22 protein-coding genes are annotated in these 21,798 nt (G+C 34.6%); all 22 read right to left on the reverse strand.

The features are described 5' to 3' along the window. Positions 1–42: 42 nt before the first annotated feature. The 22 genes from proS to topA all read right to left on the reverse strand — a co-directional run bounded on the left by proS (position 43) and on the right by topA (position 21,668). Entirely contained in the window at positions 43–1,305 is a 1,263-nt protein-coding gene (gene proS, locus HMPREF9402_RS04305) for a proline--tRNA ligase (RefSeq protein WP_006783763.1), read from the reverse strand. Between the two features lie 122 nt (positions 1,306–1,427). Continuing rightward, a complete protein-coding gene (gene rseP, locus HMPREF9402_RS04310; protein ID WP_009606627.1) occupies positions 1,428–2,684 on the reverse strand; it encodes an RIP metalloprotease RseP in 1,257 nt (418 codons plus the stop codon). Between the two features lie 14 nt (positions 2,685–2,698). Next, the gene (gene dxr, locus HMPREF9402_RS14480; protein ID WP_009606634.1) at positions 2,699–3,856 is read right to left on the reverse strand and encodes a 1-deoxy-D-xylulose-5-phosphate reductoisomerase; all 1,158 of its coding nucleotides are present in this window, start codon (positions 3,854–3,856) and stop codon (positions 2,699–2,701) included. Next, positions 3,857–4,669, reverse strand: coding sequence for a phosphatidate cytidylyltransferase (locus HMPREF9402_RS14485; RefSeq protein ID WP_009606635.1), 813 nt, complete (start codon positions 4,667–4,669; stop codon positions 3,857–3,859). Positions 4,670–4,682: 13 nt separating this feature from the next. Continuing rightward, positions 4,683–5,447 (reverse strand): isoprenyl transferase, encoded by a 765-nt coding sequence (locus HMPREF9402_RS04325; protein WP_009606636.1) that lies wholly within the window; start codon positions 5,445–5,447, stop codon positions 4,683–4,685. A 303-nt stretch (positions 5,448–5,750) separates the two neighbouring features. Continuing rightward, entirely contained in the window at positions 5,751–5,915 is a 165-nt protein-coding gene (locus HMPREF9402_RS14490) for a hypothetical protein (protein ID WP_162036064.1), read from the reverse strand. Positions 5,916–5,957: 42 nt separating this feature from the next. Next, a complete protein-coding gene (locus HMPREF9402_RS04330; protein ID WP_006783769.1) occupies positions 5,958–6,137 on the reverse strand; it encodes a hypothetical protein in 180 nt (59 codons plus the stop codon). Between the two features lie 62 nt (positions 6,138–6,199). Further along, positions 6,200–6,676 carry a GNAT family N-acetyltransferase gene (locus HMPREF9402_RS04335; protein ID WP_006783770.1) on the reverse strand — a complete coding sequence of 159 codons (477 nt, stop codon included), beginning with the start codon at positions 6,674–6,676 and terminating at the stop codon, positions 6,200–6,202. 167 nt (positions 6,677–6,843) lie between these two features. Continuing rightward, positions 6,844–7,401 carry a ribosome recycling factor gene (frr, locus tag HMPREF9402_RS04340; protein WP_006783771.1) on the reverse strand — a complete coding sequence of 186 codons (558 nt, stop codon included), beginning with the start codon at positions 7,399–7,401 and terminating at the stop codon, positions 6,844–6,846. A gap of 2 nt (positions 7,402–7,403) precedes the next feature. Next, the gene (gene pyrH / locus HMPREF9402_RS04345) at positions 7,404–8,144 is read right to left on the reverse strand and encodes a UMP kinase (protein WP_006783772.1); all 741 of its coding nucleotides are present in this window, start codon (positions 8,142–8,144) and stop codon (positions 7,404–7,406) included. 52 nt (positions 8,145–8,196) lie between these two features. Beyond that, positions 8,197–9,069, reverse strand: coding sequence for a translation elongation factor Ts (gene tsf, locus HMPREF9402_RS04350; RefSeq protein WP_006783773.1), 873 nt, complete (start codon positions 9,067–9,069; stop codon positions 8,197–8,199). A gap of 613 nt (positions 9,070–9,682) precedes the next feature. Further along, on the reverse strand, positions 9,683–10,081 hold the full coding sequence (locus HMPREF9402_RS04355) for a hypothetical protein (protein ID WP_009606630.1): 399 nt from the start codon (positions 10,079–10,081) through the stop codon (positions 9,683–9,685). A 281-nt stretch (positions 10,082–10,362) separates the two neighbouring features. Next, positions 10,363–11,328: a class 1b ribonucleoside-diphosphate reductase subunit beta gene (nrdF, locus tag HMPREF9402_RS04360; protein WP_006783774.1), complete on the reverse strand. Its 966-nt coding sequence runs from the start codon at positions 11,326–11,328 to the stop codon at positions 10,363–10,365. A gap of 30 nt (positions 11,329–11,358) precedes the next feature. Further along, on the reverse strand, positions 11,359–13,443 hold the full coding sequence (gene nrdE, locus HMPREF9402_RS04365; protein WP_006783775.1) for a class 1b ribonucleoside-diphosphate reductase subunit alpha: 2,085 nt from the start codon (positions 13,441–13,443) through the stop codon (positions 11,359–11,361). A 212-nt stretch (positions 13,444–13,655) separates the two neighbouring features. Beyond that, positions 13,656–14,585, reverse strand: coding sequence for an SPFH domain-containing protein (locus HMPREF9402_RS04370; RefSeq protein ID WP_006783776.1), 930 nt, complete (start codon positions 14,583–14,585; stop codon positions 13,656–13,658). A 22-nt stretch (positions 14,586–14,607) separates the two neighbouring features. Then, positions 14,608–15,057: an NfeD family protein gene (locus HMPREF9402_RS04375; protein ID WP_229040029.1), complete on the reverse strand. Its 450-nt coding sequence runs from the start codon at positions 15,055–15,057 to the stop codon at positions 14,608–14,610. An 81-nt stretch (positions 15,058–15,138) separates the two neighbouring features. After that, positions 15,139–16,044 carry a tyrosine recombinase XerC gene (gene xerC, locus HMPREF9402_RS04380; RefSeq protein ID WP_006783778.1) on the reverse strand — a complete coding sequence of 302 codons (906 nt, stop codon included), beginning with the start codon at positions 16,042–16,044 and terminating at the stop codon, positions 15,139–15,141. Between the two features lie 51 nt (positions 16,045–16,095). Then, positions 16,096–17,583: a hypothetical protein gene (locus HMPREF9402_RS04385; protein WP_009606628.1), complete on the reverse strand. Its 1,488-nt coding sequence runs from the start codon at positions 17,581–17,583 to the stop codon at positions 16,096–16,098. Further along, positions 17,570–17,761, reverse strand: a complete 192-nt coding sequence (locus tag HMPREF9402_RS04390; RefSeq protein ID WP_009606633.1) for a lipoprotein — start codon at positions 17,759–17,761, stop codon at positions 17,570–17,572. Before HMPREF9402_RS04390 ends, HMPREF9402_RS04385 begins: the two co-directional genes overlap by 14 nt. A gap of 24 nt (positions 17,762–17,785) precedes the next feature. Then, positions 17,786–19,084 carry an FADH(2)-oxidizing methylenetetrahydrofolate--tRNA-(uracil(54)-C(5))-methyltransferase TrmFO gene (gene trmFO, locus HMPREF9402_RS04395; RefSeq protein WP_006783780.1) on the reverse strand — a complete coding sequence of 433 codons (1,299 nt, stop codon included), beginning with the start codon at positions 19,082–19,084 and terminating at the stop codon, positions 17,786–17,788. Then, a complete protein-coding gene (locus HMPREF9402_RS04400; protein WP_006783781.1) occupies positions 19,081–19,344 on the reverse strand; it encodes a hypothetical protein in 264 nt (87 codons plus the stop codon). Before HMPREF9402_RS04400 ends, trmFO begins: the two co-directional genes overlap by 4 nt. A gap of 260 nt (positions 19,345–19,604) precedes the next feature. Continuing rightward, a complete protein-coding gene (topA, locus tag HMPREF9402_RS04405; protein WP_009606631.1) occupies positions 19,605–21,668 on the reverse strand; it encodes a type I DNA topoisomerase in 2,064 nt (687 codons plus the stop codon). Between the last annotated feature and the right edge of the window lie 130 nt (positions 21,669–21,798).

Raw genomic sequence — 21,798 nt, forward strand, 5'->3', positions numbered from 1 at the left:
AATATAAAAAGCCCTCTCAAATTCTTTTGAGAGGGTTTCTAACTAAGCTAATGTTTCATATTTTTCTTTAACGAATGTCATTAAGTCAGCCACTGCTACTTCAGCAACTTCACCTGTTTGACGGACTTTAACTTCAACAATTCCATCAGCGATTCCACGGCCAACCGTAATACGAATTGGTAACCCAATTAAATCAGCATCGGAGAATTTAACCCCTGCACGCTCTTTACGATCGTCTAATAAAACCTCAAATCCAGCTGCTTTTAATTCAGCATAGATATTTTCTGCTGCTTCTAATTGATCCGCTTTTTTCACATCAACTGGAACAACATGAATATCAAATGGAGCAATTCCTTTTGGCCAGATCATTCCATTTTCATCATTGTTTTGTTCAATAACCGCCATCATCACACGGCTAACTCCAATTCCATAGCATCCCATGATAATTGGTTGTTTCTTTTGATTTTCATCTAAGAATACCGCATTCATTGGTTCTGAGTATTTTGTTCCTAATTTGAACACATGTCCAACTTCAATTCCTTTAGCATGTGCCACAACGCCTACACCATCAGGAGATGGAGCTCCCACCTCTAAATCAGCAACTTCAATATTAGCTGCAAACGAACCTGTTGTTGAATAAACAATAGTATCTTCACCAACTTCAGCTAATGCCATGAACTCAGCAGATTGAGATCCGCCAATTTGTCCACTATCAGCTTCTACCATACGGAAGTTTAATCCACAACGAGTAAAAATATTTGTATAAGCTTTAACAAAGTTGTTATAAGCTTCATCTAGAGATTCTTGTGTGGCATGGAAAGAGTAGGCATCCTTCATAATAAACTCGCGACCACGCATTAATCCAAAACGAGGACGTGCTTCATCACGAAACTTCGTTTGAATTTGATAAACTGTTAATGGTAATTTTTTATATGAATTTAAGAAATCTCGAACTACATGAGTAATAACTTCTTCATGTGTTGGACCTAATGCAAATTCACGATTATTACGATCTGTTAATCGCATTAACTCTGAACCATAGACATCCCAGCGTCCTGATTCATCCCATAATTCTTTTGGTTGTAACGCTGGCATTAATAATTCATTTCCGCCAATGGCATCTAATTCGTCACGAACGATTCCTTCAACATTATTTAAAACACGCTTTGCAAGTGGTAAATAAGTATATACTCCCGCTGCTACTTGTTTAATAAATCCAGCGCGAAGTAAAAATTGATGAGAACGAATTTCTGCATCACTAGGAACTTCACGTAATGTTGGAATAAACATCATCGATTGTTTCATTGTTTGTCCTCCTAAAGAATGCGACATTTACCATAATTAATAGTAAAATTCGACATACATATACTTTCAATGTTTCATTATCGCATCTTTTACCCTTCATTTCAAGTTAGTTTTTCGAGTTCTTACTTAAATAAACGAAGAACATCATTAAAACTAACAAAAACAAATAATCCTAAGAATAAAATTAATCCAGCTGCATGAATATATCCTTCTACCTTACGATCAATCGGACGTCCAATAACGGCTTCGATTAAAACAAATAAAATACGTCCACCATCAAGCGCAGGTAATGGCAGTAAATTCATAATCCCAATGTTAACACTTAGGAAACTAATCCAAATAACAAATGAGGTTAATCCATATGTGACCACTTGAGACGTCATCGTATAAATTCCAATGGGCCCTGCTAAATCACTAACCCCTGCTTCTTTTGTCACGAATAACATTTTAAACGTTTCAAAGATTTGCATAAAAGCATTTTTCGTTTGTAGCGCAGAATATTTAATCGCATAACCAAGTGAATGTTCACTGCGAAGTGGATGTTCATAATCAACCCCAATTCCAATTTTTGGTGTTCCATCTACAAGATTAGGAGTAATCACTAATTGTTTTGTTTGATTATTTCGTTCAATCACAACGGTTGTTTCCTCTGTTGTCGAATCAATGGCATTAATTAAGTCGTCCCATGACTCAACTTTTTGTCCATTATACTCAATAATTTGATCGCCTACTTGTAATCCTGCCACTTGTGCCGGGGAGTCATCTACTATCGTTCCTAACCTATTAGAATAAATCGTTTCTCCATTGACGAGTCCTACCATAAATAATAAAACAATCGCTAAAATAAAGTTCATTGTTGCTCCCGCTGCCATTGTCGCAAAACGAGCCCATTTAGATTTTGACTCTAAACAACGATCGTATGGCGCAATTTGCTGGGATCCCTTATCAAATACGTAAAAAGCATCATGATCAACTTGATAATGATAAACGTGTTGTTGTTCTGTTTCAATGCTAATCGTTAAGGCTTTATACAAATCAATCTCTGTAATCGTTCCAACTACTAAATCGGTTCTTAATTCCGGATTTAGATAAATTTTTTCAACACAAGCATTTTTTCCAAGTAATAATCCAACTTTTTGTCCCACTTTGACCATTTCTTTTTCGGCTTCTTCCCCAGCCATAGCCACATAACCACCGAGTGGAATAGCACGAATTGAATAAGTCGTTTCTCCCTTTTTCTTGCTCCATACGGCTGGTCCCATACCAATTGAAAACTCATGACATAAAATTCCGACCTTCTTAGCTACAATAAAATGCCCAAGTTCATGAACTAAAATAATAACACCTAGTGCGATAATAAAACTTAAAATTCCTAACATTTATTCACCCTCTATTATTCATATTTTGCTAGAATATCTCGTCTAACCTCTTGATCTAATTGTAAGATTTGTTCAAGTGATGGGTGGTCAATCTTTTGATGTTTGTTTAAGGCCTCCGCAACCACTGTCTCAATTTCTAAGAAGCTAATTTTATTTCGTAAAAACAAATCAACAGCTGCTTCATTTGCGGCATTTAAAACAGTCGGACAGCTCCCCCCTTGCATCCCTGCCTCATATGCCATTTTTAAACATGGGAAACGTTCAAAATCCATTGGCTTAAATTCCAATGTTCCAACTTCTGCTAAATTTAAAGACTTCCCTTGTTTTAAATCCATACGCTCTGGATAGCTCATCGCAAATTGAATCGGAATTCTCATATCAGGCGTTCCTAAATGCGCAATAATACTCGTATCCTCAAATTCAACCATTGAATGGATAATACTTTGGCGATGTAAAATCGTTTCAATTCGTTCATATGGCATGTCAAACAACCAATGCGCTTCAATGACTTCTAGCCCTTTATTCATCATCGTCGCCGAATCAATCGTAATTTTAGCTCCCATTGACCAGTTAGGATGATTTAAGGCCTGTTCAAGTGTCACTTCTTTTAACATTTCACGGGTATAATCTCTAAACGATCCACCACTGGCTGTAATAATTAGCTTCTTAATCGCTTTAGCATCTTCACCTTGTAAACATTGATAAATAGCTGAATGCTCACTATCCACAGGCAACAGTTTAACACCATGCTGCTTCGCTTTTTCCATCACCAGATGTCCTGCTGTGACTAAGGTTTCTTTATTTGCAATTCCAATATTGCGCCCCATTTCAATCGCTTTTAATGTCGGAAGTAATCCAACAGACCCCATGACTGCTGTGACAACAAAATCCTCACCACCTAAATCGGTTTGATAAGTTGCCACACTTTCAAGTCCCTGTGCTCCATACCCAAATTCAACGTTTGGATATAACGCCTCTAAAGTCATTACTGACTCTTCCTCCATGACTGAAACATAAGCAGGTTGAAACTCCTCAATAATCTGCTTCGTTAATTCGATATTACGTCCTGATGAAAAAGCAATCAAACGAAACGCCTCAGGATGCATGCGAATGACATCTAATGTTTGTGTTCCGATAGAACCTGTTGCTCCTAATAAATAAATATTTTTCATCTAAATCACCACATTCATGACATTAATTAAAATATATAAAGCTAATGACGCGTATAAATGGCTATCAAATCGATCTAAAACGCCACCATGTCCTGGGAATAATGTTCCAAAATCCTTGATTCCATACTCACGTTTCATTGAAGAGGCTACTAAATCTCCAAATTGGGCGACAGCTGCCACAACTAAACTCATCATGGCTAAAACGATAACATGATCTGAAACGCCCGTTATCACTCCAAAAATGCTTCCAACTAAAACACCAAGGATCGTTCCACCAACTGATCCTTCCACTGTTTTATTTGGACTAATTAATGGGGCTAATTTACGTTTACCTAATTTTCGTCCTACAAAATAAGCACCAGAATCGGTTACGGCCACTACGATAATCATAAATAAAAATAAATTTAACCCAAGTGAGCGTAAGAAAATCATAGAATGAAAAGTAGATCCGATATAAAAGATTGTTAACAAATAGTATCCGGCATCATTAACTGTAAATTGCTTTCTCGTAACAACTGCAAGTAATAAAATAAACAAAAATAATGCCATGGTTCCCAGTCCAAAAACAAGTGTCCCTGTAAAACTCAATGTTCTAAAATCAAATGAACTAAACACAATCATTAAGATTGCAATCATCGTAAATACTTTAATCTCTAGTGGTGTCTTAGAAATTGTTTCTCTCATATCAATCATTTCTTGAGAGGCAACTAGAGCAAGTAATACCCCTAAAATAATAAAAGGTAATCTCCCATAAATCAAAATGGGTAATCCTATTGCAATGATGACAATAGCTGTCAATACGCGTTGCTTCATTTTTTACTCTCCTTTATTTGGTTTCAGTTAATCCACCAAAACGTCGATTACGTTTTTGATAATCGTAAATGGCTTCATACAATTGATTTTCTTTAAAATCTGGCCATGCCACAGAGGTAAAATATAACTCTGCATAAGCTAACTGCCATAATAAATAATTACTAATGCGTTGCTCTCCACTCGTCCGAATCATTAAATCAAGAGGAGGCAAATCGTGCGTCATTAAATGATTTTCAATAACATCTTCAGTAATTTCTTCAACCTTTAGTTCTCCAGCCTTCACTTCTTTAGCGATTTGTTGAACAGCTTGTTTAATTTCATCCTGAGAACCATAATTAAGTGCAATAGTTAATGTCATCGTTTGATTATCTTTTGTTTGGTGTGATAATTCCCTAATTTTCTCTTGTAATTCAGTCGGTAAGTCTTCAGTATTCCCAATGATCTTTAATCTAATATCATTTTCGATTAATTCTGGTGCAAACTCATCAAAGAATTTTAACGGAAGTTTCATTAAAAATTTAACTTCTTCTTCAGGGCGTTTCCAATTTTCAGTTGAAAAAGCATAGACCGTCAATGCTTTTACACCAAGTTTCCCACATAACTTTGTTATTTCTCGGACATTCATCGCGCCCTCTTGATGACCGGCTGTTCTTGGTAATCCTCTTTTTTTAGCCCATCTTCCATTGCCATCTAAAATGATCGCTATATGTTGAGGTAGAGGAGCTTTTAAAATCTGCTCTTTACTTACCTGTGTCTTCGTTTTCTTTTTAAAGAACATTCAAGAAACCGCCTTTCATAAAATTAACCTATCCTGTATATTTTAATATACTTACCATCTTTTTTCCACAGACAAAGTAGGTTTTATACAAATTATCTCAATGTCTTTAATATTTTTATTAACCTTCTGCATCATTATGAACCTAATTTTATGAAATAATCTGATTTTTAATCTTGTTATTATCATGCTCAAAAGATTAAGCCTTTATCAAAAGAATCCCCCTATTGTCCTAAAGACACGTAGGGGGATTCTCTTTTATCTTTATTGAAAATCATTCTAAAATATTATCTCATCTTGATTGAATTATGATGAGTGATTATTTGTCAGCCACTTACGTCTCACCTTTGTCTTAATACGCGAAATTTCAAGTTTAGTAATCGCATCTAGTTCTTGAGCCATCTCGACGTCTTTTTTCTGATTCTTTAGTGACCCTTTTAACTTAATAAAGCAATCTTGATTTTTTTTCAAATAAATCACAGCCTTTTAAAGCTTTGATTTATTATATCGCTACTAATCCTCTTGGCCAAATCCATATCGTAAGGCATTATTTTTAACGCGTGTTTCAACTGCTTGTGCAGCACGTTTAGCATCACCTACAAATTCAGAACCAAATTCAACCTCCATACGTGTGGTTAATTTGCTTCTATTATTCGATTGTGAATGTTTACCTTTTTTATGATTTTTTGACATATTTTTGCCTCCTCATTAATATTTTAGAATGATACCATTAATATGTCTTTAATTGTCGATATTTATACATATCGAAATCCTTCATTTGAATTTAAAATCCATTCATAAACATTAATTTGTCTGACTCCAACTAAATACATCTCATTATGAAATGGTATCAAATAAGTACCAAGCCATGATGTTTTTAATCGCTGACACGTTTTATTAGATGGGATATTTTCAGGTAAACAACTAATATAAACATATGTCATTCCATGTAATAAGGCAATTTTTTTTATAATTAGACAAGCTTTTGCTGCATAATGATGCCCTTGATAGGGTGGATAAATTTCATAACCAATATTTCCTCCATAAAACGTCATTTCATTATGTCCAATCCTAATATCTATTTTTCCTATTTCAACTGATGTTAAATGTTTTTTTATTTTAAAGTGGTATGCTGGCACATGAAAAGGTTCTAAATTTGCTGGTACTTTTTTTTCTAATATCAAATCAATCTCACCATCTGTTAAATACCCAACCTCAGCGAACCTAAACATTTTTCTCCCTCCTCCTGAGGTATTTAAAAACCTACCTTACATCTTACGTATGATGTCCTATAAAAATGAAAAAAAAGACAAGATTCCTTGCCTTTTTGATAAATTATTCATCTAGAAGTCTCTATGTAATTAAATAAAAAAGCCACCCAAAAAGAGTGGCTTAAAAATTAGATTGACATGATATCTTTTTCTTTTTCGTCTGCAGTTGCATCAACTTCTTTGATTTTTTTATCTGTTAATTTTTGTACATCTTCAGTGTAACCTTTTAATGCATCTTCAGTAATTTCACCATTTTTTTGTAATTTTTTTAATTCATCATTTGCATCACGACGAACATTACGGATTGCAACCTTCGCATCTTCTGCAAATCCTTTAACTTTTTTCGCTAATTCACGACGACGTTCTTCTGTTAAAGCTGGAACATTTAAACGAATGACTTCCCCATCGTTGTTTGGAGTTAACCCGATGTTTGCTTCATTGATTGCACGTTCAATTGCTTGTAACATTGATTTGTCGTATGGTTTTACCACTAATTGACGAGGTTCTGGTACTGTTACTTGTGCCATTTGATTAATTGGTGAAGGCATTCCATAGTAATCAACTTGAATATTATCTAATAAAGCTCCACTAGCACGTCCAGTACGTAATACTGAAAATTCACGTTTTAAAGAATCAATTGCTTTGCTCATACGAGCTTCTGCGTTACTTAATACATTTTTAGGCATTTTTATCTCCCCTTTACAATAGTTCCAATTTTTTCACCTGCAACTGCTTTTTTAATATTCCCAGATTCATTCATATTAAACACTAATAATTCAATATTATTATCCATACATAAAGAAGCTGCAGTTGAGTCCATGACTTGTAAACCTTTATTTAATACTTCTAAATATGATAGTTCGTCATATTTAGTGGCATTAACATTTTTACGTGGGTCATCGTTATAAACTCCATCAACACCGTTTTTAGCCATTAAAATAGCATCAGCATTGATTTCAGCTGCACGTAAGGCAGCCGTTGTATCAGTTGAGAAATAAGGATTTCCAGTTCCTCCACCAAAAATAACAATACGACCTTTTTCAAGATGACGAATCGCACGACGACGAATATATGGTTCAGCAATTTGATTCATATGAATTGAGGTTTGTGTTCTTGTTTGAACTCCACATCCTTCAAGTGCATTTTGAAGAGCTAAGGCATTCATGACAGTTGCTAACATTCCCATATAGTCTGCACTAGAGCGCTCCATTCCCATTTCACTCGCCGTTTTACCACGCCAAATGTTTCCACCACCAACAATGATAGCGATTTCCACACCTGTTTCATATGCACTTTTAATTTCTAAAGCAATTTTCTGTACTGTTTCAGCATCGATACCAAAACCTTTTCCTCCAGCTAATGCTTCTCCACTAAGCTTTAGCACAACACGTTTATACGAAGTCATTAAGGCACCCACTTTCTCATCCATTTATATCCAAAGCAAGGGACACAGTGATGTGTCCCTTAATTAAAATAAGTTGTTATGCGCGAACTTGGCTCATTACTTCTTCTGCGAAGTTAGTAACCACTTTCTCGATTCCTTCTCCAACTTCTAAACGAACGAATAATTTGATAGTTGATCCGTTGTTTGCAGCCCATTTAGCAACTGTTAAATCTCCATCTTTAACGAATGGTTGTTCTAACATACAAACGTCTGCTAAGAATTTGCGGATACGACCTTCAACCATTTTTTCAACGATGTTAGCTGGTTTTCCTTCATTTAATGCTTCTTGAGTTAAGATTTCACGTTCTTTAGTAACAACTTCAGCTGGAACTTCTGATTGTGTTAAGTATTGAGGGTTGATTGCAGCAGCATGCATTGCAGCATCTTTAGCTACTTCTTCTTTACCTTCAACTACTGTTAACGCAGCAATACGTCCACCCATGTGTAAGTAAGATCCGAAGAATTCATTATCTGCTTTTTCAACAACTGTTAAACGACGTAAAGTGATTTTTTCTCCGATTGTTGAAGTTGCTTCGATTAACATTTCGTTAACTGTTACTCCATCAACAGCGATTTCTAATGCTGCTTCAACTGAAGCTGGTTTGTTAGCTACTAAGATTTTTCCTAATTTATCTAATAAAGTTAAGAATTGCTCATTTTTAGCAACGAAGTCTGTTTCAGAGTTTAATTCGAAAATAACTGCTGTATTTCCATCGATAGCTACTGAACATAATCCTTCAGCTGCAACACGATCAGATTTTTTAGCTGCTTTAGAGATTCCGCGCTCACGTAACCAATCGATTGCAGCTGACATATCTCCATTTGTTTCTACTAATGCTTTTTTACAATCCATCATACCTGCACTAGTTTTTTCACGTAATTCTTTAACCATAGCTGCTGTAATTGCCATTATGATTCCTCCTAGTTTTATCTCAATTTAGAGTAAGCTTATATATGCATCCTCTTGATAATAACAAAAAAACACAAATATTGCAATACTTTGCACACTTACAACTTCTTTATTTAAACGAATTTCATCTAAAAAAACTCTTTACTATTGTAAGATGTTTTTTTCAACTTATTCATTTAACGCATTAATTCTTATCTTATTCCATAGACTCTCAAAAAAAATACCTTTCACTCACTTGAGTAAAGGTATTCATTATCAAACTACTAACTACTTCATGTTCCTATAATTTCTTTTCATGACTTCATATATTCTTGCACTTTATACGATTACTAAAAACACGTGTTGATTCTTTGAGCTTTTTATTTTCGAATCTTTTTTTGAAATAGATGATAACAACCTTTTGACAAAATATTTAAAATACTGCCTAGATTTTTTATAACGTTTTTGTAAGATGATAACTCTTTTTAAACACCTACCCAAGATTTTATTTAGAATTGAAAAAAATCATGATTCTATTTGACTTCACTTAATTAAGTCGTCTCTATTTTTAAGGTGTCTTGAAATAATTTATCATAGTTCGCTTTTATTTTCAAATCCTTTTACTCATTTTTTATTAATTGTAATAATCTAAATCAGATTCATCGGCGACACAAATAATACTTTGAAGTAAAAAGGGTGGAAATGGTAAATCACTTACTCTTAAACGTTTTGGATTTGATACAACTTTTGCACAACGAATTCCATCCTGTGTTAAAACCAATACATATTGATCTTTATAGACATTATCATGTAACGTTGAATAAGTAAATCTTCCATTATATCCTTTAAATTTAACATCTATCACCGTCACCGATTCTAAAGAATCTAATGCATCCACATTTGATTCGATTTCATTTAATTGTTTGGATGCCAGCTCATCGTTTCGCTTATTAGGTAATAAGAAGTAGATAAGCATACCCAAAGCTATAATGGCAATGACAATCATGACTGTAACCAACAAGAATTGTTGCATGCTACCACCTCGCTTAATGTCAAAATTAATATCGTTCTCTCGTTTTTATAATCAAATTTTATCGAATCCACGTCTTGAAATCAACAATATTATGCATATTTTCCCATCATTTTGACGAACCTCAATTTTATTCTTCATTTTTATCTATTTTCGCACAAAAAAAGCCTGATTGAAACCGTTTTAATTGTCGTTTTTTAGCTTTTTCAGTATTTTTTTAATAAAAAAAATTAGCCATTTTATAAAAATGACTAATTTTGTAGAAAAAACAGAGAAACTCTGAACTAAAATAAGAAGTCTTCATCTTTTAACATTTCTACTTTTGTGGTCTTAATATAACCATTTCCTTTCGTTGAGAAAAAGTCATGATTTTTCGTTTCAGTAGAAATTCCGTTTAAAACGATTGGATTAATGTCACTTTCAACAATGTCAAACAAAGGGTTTAAATTTAAACATTGTAAGGCGTAATTCACATTATACTGAATATAACTTACAACGTCATCAATCATGTCTAAGTTCTCATATAACACCTTTGAATACTCTACTTCTACTTCATAGATTTCTTGCATCATCTCAACCGCTTGTTGCTTCAACTTAGCTTGAATCGATTCATCAAATTCACTTAATAATTGCTGAGCAAAAAATCCGACTCCTACTGTGTGCAATTTTTCATCTCGTAAAATTAAGTTAATAATTTCCCCACTATTAACCATTTTCCCTTGTCCAGCTAACCATAAAGGTAAATAAAACCCACTATAAAAACAAATCCCTTCTAAACACAAACACCCGACCATCGACATAAATAATGATTCCTTATCCGCAACTCCATAATATGAACGCATAATTTGATCTACTTTTTCTTGAAGAGGCTTCGTTTCTTCGACCCAATTAAATAACTCTTCAATTCGCTCCGTTGTACAAAGCGTTTGAAAAATCGTGGAATAGGAACGAGCGTGAATACTTTCAAAACCGGCAAACAAAGCTAAAATACTTTTAATAAATAAGTTATCTGATTTCTCAGCAATTTTTTGAATCCCTGTTGACTGCTCTGTATCAAGCAAGGTTAACCCACCTAAAATACGCTCGTAAGTCAGTTTAATATTTTCATCTAATGTATCCCAAATAGATTTATCTTCTGAAACCGGAATTTCTTCTGGTAGCCAAAATTGTTCCGTTTGTTTTAAATATAAATCATCATAAAATTGATAATCTGGCGCATTCCAGTTGACCGCTTGATATATTTTCTTCATTATAATCGTCCTTTACTAACTAAATTTGAATTAAACAGAACAAGTCGTACATTCTTCAAATGATAGATTTTTGGTACGCGTGTAGTATAAACTCTTTAACCCAAGATGATGGGCATATAAATAATATCTCACTAATTCTCGTGTACTGGTATGACTATCAACATAAAGTGTCGTACTAATCCCTTGATCAATATGAGGTTGTACCTGAGCTATTAATTCTAAAACCTTCATCATATCCATACGGTAGGCTGATTTATAGAAGAACATATTATCCTCTGCTAAATAAGGCATTGGATAATACGTTGTCGCATTTCCATAAGTTCGACGTTCCACTAAATCCACCACAGGTAAAATACTTGCCGTTGCATTTTGAATGTACCCGATACTTTGAGTTGGGGCAATTGCCAGACGGTAAGCATGATACATTCCGTTTTCTTTGACACTTTTAGCTAAGTGAGCCCAATCATTTTTAGTTGGAATGACCATCTCGTGAAATAGCTCCTTCACACGATCAGATTTAGGCGTAAAATCCTCTGTTAAATATAACTTAAAATACTCACCGCTTGCATAATCGGATTTTTCAAATCCAATAAATGAGCGACCTTTTTCCATTGCAATTTGCATGCTACGCTCAATTGAATAATAATTGACCATCATGAAATAAGTACGAACAAATTCCTTTGCTAATTCACTTTCGTAGGCAATTTTATTTTTGGCGAAGTATCCATGTAAATTCATGCTTCCAAGACCTACAGCATTTAATTCTTCATTTGCTTTTTGAATGCCTGGCGCATTTTTAATCTGAGACAAGCTCGAAACCGCTGTTAAAGCATCCATCCCAGCATAAACACTTTCTTTGAGCGCTCGTCTTTCCATGACATTCACAATATTTAAAGATCCTAAATTACAACTAATATCACGTCGAATTTGATCTTCTTCCCCATAGTCTGTTATGGTTGAAGTTTCTTGTAATTGGAAAATTTCGGTACATAAATTTGACATCTTAATTTGTCCAATTTCCTTTAAAGGATGGGCAGCATTCGCATTTGACTTAAAGACGATGTATGGGTACCCAGATTCAAATTGCATTTTTGCAATATGCGTCAATAATTTCCTTGGATCCAATTGACGTTTTTTGATTGCCGGATTTTGAACTAATTCATCATACACCTCATCTAAATTTAAATCATCTAAATGCTTTCCAGTCGCTAAAAACACCGTATGTGGGGCAAAAACATACATCGGTTGATTTTCTTTCGCTAGATTAATAAATTTACTCGGAACAATTAAGCCGATTGATAATGTCTGAATACGACTTTTTTCATCCGCATTAATTTTTTTAGTATCTAAAAATTCCTCAACATCCCAGTGGAAGACATTCAAATAAGCTGCTCCAGCCCCTGGTCGTTGCCCTAACTGATTAACATAACTAAATGAATCTTCAAGTAGCTTCATCACAGGCAATACCCCACTAGCCGCATTCTCAATTTCTTTGATTGACTCATTTCGAGCACGTAATTTCGATAAATTTAAGGCAACACCGCCCCCAATTTTAGAAAGTTGCATCGAGGTATTTAAATTATAAGTAATCGAGTTTAAGGAATCATCCATTTCAAGTAAAAAACATGACACCATTTCACCACGTCGTGCTTTTCCTGCATTTAAAAATGTCGGTGTCGCTGGTTGATAGCGTTGTTCAATCATCGCAATTGCAAATTCGAATGCTTTATTCACATCACCTTGTGCTAAATATAAGGCAACTGCAACGATACGGTCCTCATAATATTCTAAATAATATTGATGATCATTTGTTTTTAGAGCGTAATCTTTATAAAACTTTGATACTGCCATAAAAGACTGGAACTTAAACTGATAAGAAAAAACTTTTTCTTTAATCATGACAATCTCTTCAATGTGATACCACTTAAAAAAGTTTTCATAATAATGATGCTCAATCAGCCATTCATAACGTTCTTTCTCCGACGTAAAGGTCTTCATTTTCGACTTCACCTCAATTAAAAAAGCCTCCACGGCTAAGTGATCTTTTTCTAATTGATAAAAATCGTTTTGTTTTTGCATCAGTTCATTATTTAGTTGTATGTATTCTTTTTCCATATTTTCACCCTTTGATTTTCTTAAAAGTTGCAACTATTTCTCTTTTAAAAAGAAGTGCTTTTCCATCATAGCACGCTCGACGTTTTTTTCCTAATCATATGCGTCGAATTTTTATCATTGCTGTCCTTATTTAGTATTTAACTTTCAGTTAAACCTCATCCGATAAAAATAAAAAACGTATAAGGAACCATTCCCTATACGTTTCATGAATATTAGTCTTCCTCTTTAACTAAATTTGTTGTTTCTGCTAAAGACGCAATTAAACCACTGACATTTTGAATTTCTGATGGAATAATTAATTTCGTTGCTTTTCCATCTGCAACTTGTGCTAATGCTTCAAATGATTTAATCGTTAATACTTCTTTTGTTGGACAAGATGCATTTAACATACGAAGTCCTTCAGCTGTGGCTTCTTGGACTTTAAGAATCGCCTCTGCTTCCCCTTCAGCACGTCTAATTTGTGCTTCCTTATCTGCTTCAGCTGATAAAATCATCGCCTGTTTACGCGCCTCTGCTTCAAGAATTTGAGACTCTTTCAACCCTTCTGCACGTAAAATATTAGATGTTTTTTCTCCTTCTGCTTGCAAGATTTTTTCACGACGTTCACGTTCTGCACGCATTTGTTTTTCCATCGCAGCCTGAATATCTTGTGGAGGAACAATATTTTTAACTTCGACACGATTAATTTTAATTCCCCATGGGTCCGTTGCTTCATCTAAAACAGAACGCATACGCGTATTAATAATGTCACGTGATGTTAATGTTTCATCTAATTCTAACTCCCCAATAATATTACGTAAAGTTGTTGCTGTTAAATTTTCGATTGCTGCAAATGGATTACTAACCCCATAAGTAAATAATTTAGGATCCGTAATTTGGAAAAAGACAACGGTATCAATTTGCATCGTTACATTATCTTTTGTAATGACAGGCTGTGGTCTAAAATCAATAACTTGTTCTTTTAATAAGACTTTATTCGCGACACGATCCATAATTGGAATTTTAACATGTAAACCAACATTCCAAGTGGCAGCATAAGCTCCAAATCGCTCGATAACATACGCATTCGCTTGGGGTACTACTTTAATATTCGATGCAATTAAAATAATGACAATAAAAATCAAAACTACAAAAATCCACATAAATCCATCTCCTATCGCTTTTTTATTTTACAATAACCGTAACGCCTTCAATTCGTAAAACTGTTACAATCTCATTTACTTCATACGTTTGTTTTGAATCAGATACTGTACGCCAAACTTTCCCCTCAAGTTTTACTTCACCTGCTTCATGAGGTAAGATTGTTTTGACAACAATCGCTTCTTTTCCAATTAACTCTTCTACATTTGTTTTATGTTGTCCAATTTTAAGCTTTTCAACTGCTACTTTACGTGTGGTTGAAACTAAAATTAAAGACACACACAAGAAAATTATTAATTGAATAAAGAAAGAATCGATGACAAAGGCAAACAACATCGCGATTAATGCTCCAATTGCAAACCAAATTGAAATAATCCCTAGCGTCATCGCTTCAACTACCCCAAATACAATTGCAACAATTAACCAAAGCCATGTACAAGACATTCCTAACACTGAACTAGCTAAGATCAACATCCGCCTCACTCCATTCTTCATATACCTTTTCATTATATCAAACTTACTTAAGGTTTAACACTTATTCCCAATTATTTTATTTTATTTCCTATCTTTTCTCGCACGGGGATGAGCCAATGCATAAGCTTGTCGTAAATGTTCTTTTGAAACATGCGTATAAATTTGCGTACTCGATAAATTTTCATGGCCTAATAATTCTTGAACCGAGCGTAAATCAGCCCCATTGTTTAACAAATGCGTCGCAAACGTATGACGTATCATATGAGGAGCCACCTTAATATGTTTCGCGGTTTGATTGGTCATTCGACTCAAAATATCACGAACACCTCTTTCTGTTAAAGGAGTTCCAAGGTGATTTAAAAATAATACATCGGTTTCTAGGTTAGATTTCTTTAATAATTGAGGGCGGCTTCTTTGTAAATACGCCTCGATTGCTTCAACTGCAAACTCGCCAATTGGAACATAACGATCTTTCCCACCTTTACCATGAATTAAAACCGTTCCAAGCTCAACATTTAATTGGGATTGCTTCATCTGACAACACTCAGAAACTCGAATTCCCGTTCCATATAATAATTCTAACAAAGCATAATTACGACATCCAAGAATTGAAGTTTGATCAATACTATCAAAAAGGGCTTGTAATTCTTCTTCATATAAAAACTGAGGCAACGTTTCTGCTTTTTTAGGGCCTTTCATAATTAAAAATGGATTTTGTTTAACCTGTTTTTCTTTTAATAAAAATTGATAATAGGAACGCAATGATGATAATTTACGACTCATCGTGCTTCTTGATAATTGGTGCGTATAACAATCATTCAAATAACTTCTCACATCGGAATAATCAAATTCAAACTCGTTAATTCCTTCTCGTTGACAAAAACTAAACCACTCTTTTACATCTCGCTCATAATTTAATAAGGTATGCTCAGAATAACGCTTCTCGTACTTTAAATAATCCATATATTTCAAAATCCATTCATTCATAGGATCCCTCCTGTTCAGATAAAGAAAACAGTCCCCTACATGGGAACTGCTTCACTCTGTTTCCGTTGGTAATGGTTCTAATTTTGAAATAAGTGACATTGCTTCTTTTTCAGTCACCGCCACGACATCATTTATTTGATCATTTTCTGCAATTTGCAACGTATTAGAATCTAATAGGGAGAGAGTCAGATAACTTTCTAAGCCATTCAAATACCTCACATAAAGGTTCATCACGGTTCCAGCGGAATATAAAACCTCATACTGTCCTCTTAGATAACTCCACGGCCCCTCTTCTTGTTTCATCATCTCGATGTGACCTTCAGAATCAAAATAATAAATTATCGGAATTTCATCAACCTCAACCATCCAATACCCGGTAATAGCTGTTAACTCCACTTCCTTTTGATACAATTGAGTGTTATGAAAGAAGATATTTTTATAGTGTCCACTTTGATCAACTATCACTTCTTTTACCCCTTCAAAGGGTTTATAGTAAATCTGCCCTTTTTTATGATAGTAGACACCTTGATTACCTAGAGCAAACCCTGAAACAGATTCATCAATTTTTGTTGTTAAGCCTTTATATTCTAAATATAAGTCATTAATTGAATTCATATAAGCAACATGCGTCCCATTATAATCATATTGATAAACATCCTGTGCTACGACTTGTACTTGATGATTTCGATCAATTAAGTATAAGTCATCATTACTTTTATATGTCGCGCAATCTAATTCAGTGTCAATATTTATTTGTCCCACATTAGACCCTAAAAAAGTAACGTCAGAAGATTCAACATCTAATCCATACAATTCACTTTTATCTGTTAAATAATAAACGTATGTTCCTTGAGTCATGATCGAATAATTGATGACATTGGCAAGATGGATCGGGTCAGGATTAAGCGAAGACGTCACCGTCATCGTCCCCATTCCACTTTCAAGATTTAACTCTGAAAAATAGACCATAGTTTCGAAATTTTTACTATAAGTTGGAAACATTAGCCAGTCTGTTACCTCATCAATCACTTTATAGGTCACGGCACGGTCATCAGCTAGTTTCACAACAATCCCTTGATTTTTTGCCCAAATCATCATGCTCTGATTAGCTTTTTCGAAACGATAAGCCATCACAGATGGTTGTTCATAAATAATTTTTCCATCGTGATTAATAACTCTTAAGGTATCTTGATCATCCTGTACAATAATGAGTTGACCATTCAAAGTCGTATCAAATAGTTTAACCGTTCCTTCAAATAAGATATTTGACTCTTCATCTTCAAGTAAATATAAATTTTGATTTTCTAATCCACTATAAACAATTTGATGACTCTCACCTAGGATTTTCAAATCGCTTGCAGCTGGAACAAATTGCGGTTTTTTATTTTCTAAAAACCAAACAATCCATCGATTATCCTTCTTTTGAATTTTAATCGTGTTCGTTGCTTTATCAAAATCAAAATAACTAACTTGATCCGATAACTTATATTGTACTAACGTTGGATCGAGATAAAATAAATCATTCTCAACTGTTTGCAAAAAAAAGTCCCTCTTCAGAATGTTGACTTGTTAATTGGGACGCCCCTAAAGGGTGACTCAATTCTTGTTCGTTAGAACTTTGTTGTAGGATATCACTCGGTTGTAAAATTTCATTTCCTCGTCCCACACATCCCGTTAAAATAAAGAGAAGCCCCCATAAAGCAATAACCTTTCTCATTTCCCCTATTCACCCTCAATATCTTTAGATTAACTCAGCACATTCTTTAATTTTTTCAATCGCACGTGCAGCATATAATGCTTTTTTCTCTTTCTTTTTCACACGTCCTGGTAAATCTAAGAATAGACCAAAGTTTGCATTCATCGGTTGGAATCCATCTTGTGAGGTATGAGTAATATAATAAGCCATTGATCCCATAGCTGTTTCACGTGGGAACTCAATTAACGCTTCGCCTAAAATATACTTCGCCATATTAATTCCGGCTACCATTCCTGATGCCGCTGATTCAACATATCCTTCAACTCCTGTTAATTGTCCAGCAAAGAATAAATCTTCTCTTGCTTTAAATTGATAGGTTGCATTTAATAACACAGGTGAATTAATAAATGAATTACGATGCATGACACCATAACGGACAATTTCAGCATTTTCAAGCCCTGGAATCATTTGAACAATTCGTTTTTGTTCTCCCCATTTTAAATGGGTTTGGAATCCAACTAAGTTATATAACGTTCCCGCTGCATTATCTTGTCGTAATTGAACAACAGCATATGGTGTTTGGCCTGTTTTCGGATCTTCAAGACCAACTGGTTTCATCGGACCAAATAAAACAGTTTGACGACCACGTTTAGCCATGACTTCAATCGGCATACATCCTTCAAAGAAGACTTCTTTTTCAAATTCCTTAGCTGGAACGACCTCAGCTGTGATTAAAGCTTCATGCCAAGCATTAAATTCTTCCTCTGACATTGGACAATTCAAATAAGCTGCTTCTCCTTTGTCATAACGTGATTTTAAATAAACTTTATCAAAATTAATTGAATCTTTTTCAATAATAGGTGCTGCCGCATCATAGAAATAAAATGATCCTTGCCCCGTCATTTCACGAATTGTCTCACTTAAAGCATCACTCGTTAAAGGACCTGTTGCCACAATAGTCGGTCCTTCTGGAAGCTCTGTTAACTCTTCACGAATCACTTCAACATTTGGATGATTTGATAAAAACTCTGTAATATAGCCTGAAAATCCTTCGCGGTCTACAGCTAGGGCCCCACCTGCTGGAACTTTATGCATATCTGCAGCTGTCATAATTAATGAGTCTAAAATACGCATTTCTTCTTTTAAAACTCCAACAGCATTCGCTAATCCATCAGCACGTAAAGAATTTGAACAAACTAACTCTGCAAAATTTTGCGTATGATGAGCCGGTGTATTTTTAACTGGTCGCATTTCGTATAATTTAACTTGAATTCCACGTTTAGCTAGCTGATATGCTGCTTCAGATCCAGCTAAACCTGCTCCAATAACATTTACATATTTCATTTTATATTGCCTCCTAAGTTGCTAACTAATTTATTGCTACAAATGATGATTATATCACAAATCAGGCTTCCTGCTAATAACATTTGCAAAAGCACTGGCCACTCTGATAAAATTCCTCGCCACATTAAATGCAAAATCAGACAACAAGTCATCACCAACATCACTCGAATCGATTTTACTTTTAGATGATTTCTTTTTAACGCCAACAATTCCATTCCTTCTTTGAGAATAATCATCAACATAAATAATAGTTCAGACATCTTTACTCCTCTATATTTATTCCAACTATAGCATAGATGAAAATCACCATTGGCTATTTGTTCCATTATAACACATTCTGACAATATATTAGAACTACTAATAGTTTTCTGTCGTTCAAAACTTTTAGTGATTCTATCGTTACACCTTCCTATCAAATAAATCTAAGTCCTAAGTTTGATGATGGGTAATTTTTCTATATAGAGACAGTCTGAGTTAAATAAAAACTCATTGATGCTTGAGACGCACCAATGAGTTTTTTCTATTCTTCTTTGTAGTCACACTCTTTGTTTGAGCACTGAACTTCGTTTTTCTTCCCTTTAACTACTAATTGTTCTTGACATTTCGGACAAGTTTTTCCAATGGGTTTATGCCAAAGCGCGAAATCACACGATGGATATTGGTTACATCCATAAAAGACCTTTCCACGTCTTGTTTTCTTTTCGACAACTTCTCCTGTTTCACATTTTGGACACTTAACCCCAATTGAAACAGGTGCTGTCTCTTCTTTTTGTTCTTTTTTAATATACTTACACGTCGGATAAGCACTACACGCCACAAATTCACCATATCGACCTCGACGAATCACAAGTGGTGCGCCACATTCTGGACAAGGCTCACCAATCTCCACCGGTGCAATCTTTTCCATATTCTTTTGCGCATCCTCAAGCATTGGCATGAAATGATCATAAAACACTTTTAATTCGTCATACCAAACCTTCTGACCTTTTGCAATTTCATCAAGATTTTGCTCCATTCCTGCTGTATACTCAACATTAATGAATTCAGAGAAGAACTCTGCTAATTTATCACTCGTTAAAATTCCTTGATCCGTTGGTTTAAATTTCTTATCTTCAATGGCCACGTACCCACGATTCTTCAGTGTTTCCATCGTTTGAGCATAAGTAGAAGGACGACCAATTCCTAACTCTTCCATTTCTTTAATTAATTTAGCTTCAGAGTAACGAGCCGGTGGTTGTGTAAAGTGTTGTTGTGGTTCAACATCAAGTAACGATAAAACATCTCCTTCACTTAAACGAGGAAGCGCCGCATTTTTAGTTTCTTCATAGCTGTATACACGTAAGTACCCATCAAAAACTAAGACTTGACCATTTACACGGAATAAATAATCATTTGATTTCACTTCAATCGTTGTTGCTTCAACTGTGGCACTCTTCATCAAACTTGCGACTGCACGTTCCCAAATTAATTTATATAAACGTAGTTCATCTCGTTTCAAATAAGGTTTCATCTCATCAGGTGTTCTAGTCACCGATGATGGACGAATTGCCTCATGAGCTTCCTGTGCATTTTTTACTTTTTTAGCTGCCGTTGCTCCTGTTTTAACATAATTCGAACCATACGCCTCTTTAATATACGCTTTAGCCGCATCGACAAAGTTGTCTGCTAAACGAGTAGAATCCGTACGCATATACGTAATTAACCCGACAGTTTCTGAACCAACATCTACCCCTTCATATAACTTCTGAGCAATGGTCATGGTCTTTTTAGCATTAAATCCTAATTTACTAGCAGCCTCTTGTTGAAGAGTAGAGGTGATAAATGGTAATTTAGGTTGTTTTAATTTATTTTTCTTTTCAACCTTTTCGACCACATAAGGATCACTTAATTCTGAAAGAATTTGTTTAACCTCATCTTCATTGTGAATCGTCAATTTCTTATTGGCTTTTTTCATCAGTTCAGCTTCAATTTTAGCTTGTTCACGACCAAACATTGCATGGACAGACCAATATTCTTCACTAATAAATTTTTGAATTTCTTTTTCACGCTCAACAATTAATTTTAAAGCAACTGATTGCACACGTCCGGCACTTTTACTTTTGATTTTACTTTGAAGTAATTTACTTAATTTAAATCCGATGATACGGTCTAAAATACGGCGACTCTCTTGTGAACGAACTAAATCCATATCAATAGCACGTGGATGTTTAAAAGCTTCTAAAATAGCATCTTTGGTAATTTCATTAAAAACAACGCGACGATTTAACGAAACATCTAATCCTAATACATCTGCTAAATGCCAACTAATCGCTTCCCCTTCACGGTCGGGGTCAGTTGCAAGATAAACAGCATCTGAATTTTTAGCCGCTTGTTTTAACTCTTTAATCACTTTAGACTTTCCAGTCACATTTTTATAATTCGGTTTAAATTGGTCTTCTACATCAACCCCTAAACCACCAGGGCCTGTTGTGGCTAAGTCACGAATATGTCCAACACTTGAAAGAACCGTATAATCCTTTCCTAAATAGTTTTCTATCGTCTTAGCTTTTGCAGGAGACTCTACAATAACCAGATTTTTCCCCATCTTTATCACCTTTTCTATCAAAAATCAATCAATTTATGTATCCATTCATCAATCAGTCATGATGCAATGACTTATTTTCTTCATTTAACCCATCAATTATAACGTATCAAACTATTTGTTCTCTTGGTGT

This window comes from Turicibacter sp. HGF1 (genome assembly GCF_000191865.1).
GTDB classification, from domain to species: Bacteria; Bacillota_I; Bacilli_A; order MOL361; family Turicibacteraceae; genus Turicibacter; species Turicibacter sanguinis.

Coding starts and splice junctions, on each gene's coding strand:
- trmFO (WP_006783780.1), bottom strand. CDS start 19,084: ATGAAATATGTAAATGTTATTGGAGCAGGTTTAGCTGGATCTGAAGCA.
- HMPREF9402_RS14485 (WP_009606635.1), bottom strand. CDS start 4,669: ATGAAGCAACGCGTATTGACAGCTATTGTCATCATTGCAATAGGATTA.
- pyrH (WP_006783772.1), bottom strand. CDS start 8,144: ATGGATGAGAAAGTGGGTGCCTTAATGACTTCGTATAAACGTGTTGTG.
- topA (WP_009606631.1), bottom strand. CDS start 21,668: ATGGGGAAAAATCTGGTTATTGTAGAGTCTCCTGCAAAAGCTAAGACG.
- frr (WP_006783771.1), bottom strand. CDS start 7,401: ATGCCTAAAAATGTATTAAGTAACGCAGAAGCTCGTATGAGCAAAGCA.
- HMPREF9402_RS04390 (WP_009606633.1), bottom strand. CDS start 17,761: ATGAGAAAGGTTATTGCTTTATGGGGGCTTCTCTTTATTTTAACGGGA.
- HMPREF9402_RS04375 (WP_229040029.1), bottom strand. CDS start 15,057: ATGTTGATCTTAGCTAGTTCAGTGTTAGGAATGTCTTGTACATGGCTT.
- dxr (WP_009606634.1), bottom strand. CDS start 3,856: ATGAAAAATATTTATTTATTAGGAGCAACAGGTTCTATCGGAACACAA.
- HMPREF9402_RS04400 (WP_006783781.1), bottom strand. CDS start 19,344: ATGTCTGAACTATTATTTATGTTGATGATTATTCTCAAAGAAGGAATG.
- rseP (WP_009606627.1), bottom strand. CDS start 2,684: ATGTTAGGAATTTTAAGTTTTATTATCGCACTAGGTGTTATTATTTTA.
- nrdE (WP_006783775.1), bottom strand. CDS start 13,443: ATGGAAAAAGAATACATACAACTAAATAATGAACTGATGCAAAAACAA.
- HMPREF9402_RS04325 (WP_009606636.1), bottom strand. CDS start 5,447: ATGTTCTTTAAAAAGAAAACGAAGACACAGGTAAGTAAAGAGCAGATT.
- HMPREF9402_RS04370 (WP_006783776.1), bottom strand. CDS start 14,585: ATGTGGATTTTTGTAGTTTTGATTTTTATTGTCATTATTTTAATTGCA.
- HMPREF9402_RS04355 (WP_009606630.1), bottom strand. CDS start 10,081: ATGCAACAATTCTTGTTGGTTACAGTCATGATTGTCATTGCCATTATA.
- proS (WP_006783763.1), bottom strand. CDS start 1,305: ATGAAACAATCGATGATGTTTATTCCAACATTACGTGAAGTTCCTAGT.
- tsf (WP_006783773.1), bottom strand. CDS start 9,069: ATGGCAATTACAGCAGCTATGGTTAAAGAATTACGTGAAAAAACTAGT.
- nrdF (WP_006783774.1), bottom strand. CDS start 11,328: ATGAAGAAAATATATCAAGCGGTCAACTGGAATGCGCCAGATTATCAA.
- HMPREF9402_RS04335 (WP_006783770.1), bottom strand. CDS start 6,676: ATGTTTAGGTTCGCTGAGGTTGGGTATTTAACAGATGGTGAGATTGAT.
- HMPREF9402_RS04330 (WP_006783769.1), bottom strand. CDS start 6,137: ATGTCAAAAAATCATAAAAAAGGTAAACATTCACAATCGAATAATAGA.
- xerC (WP_006783778.1), bottom strand. CDS start 16,044: ATGAATGAATGGATTTTGAAATATATGGATTATTTAAAGTACGAGAAG.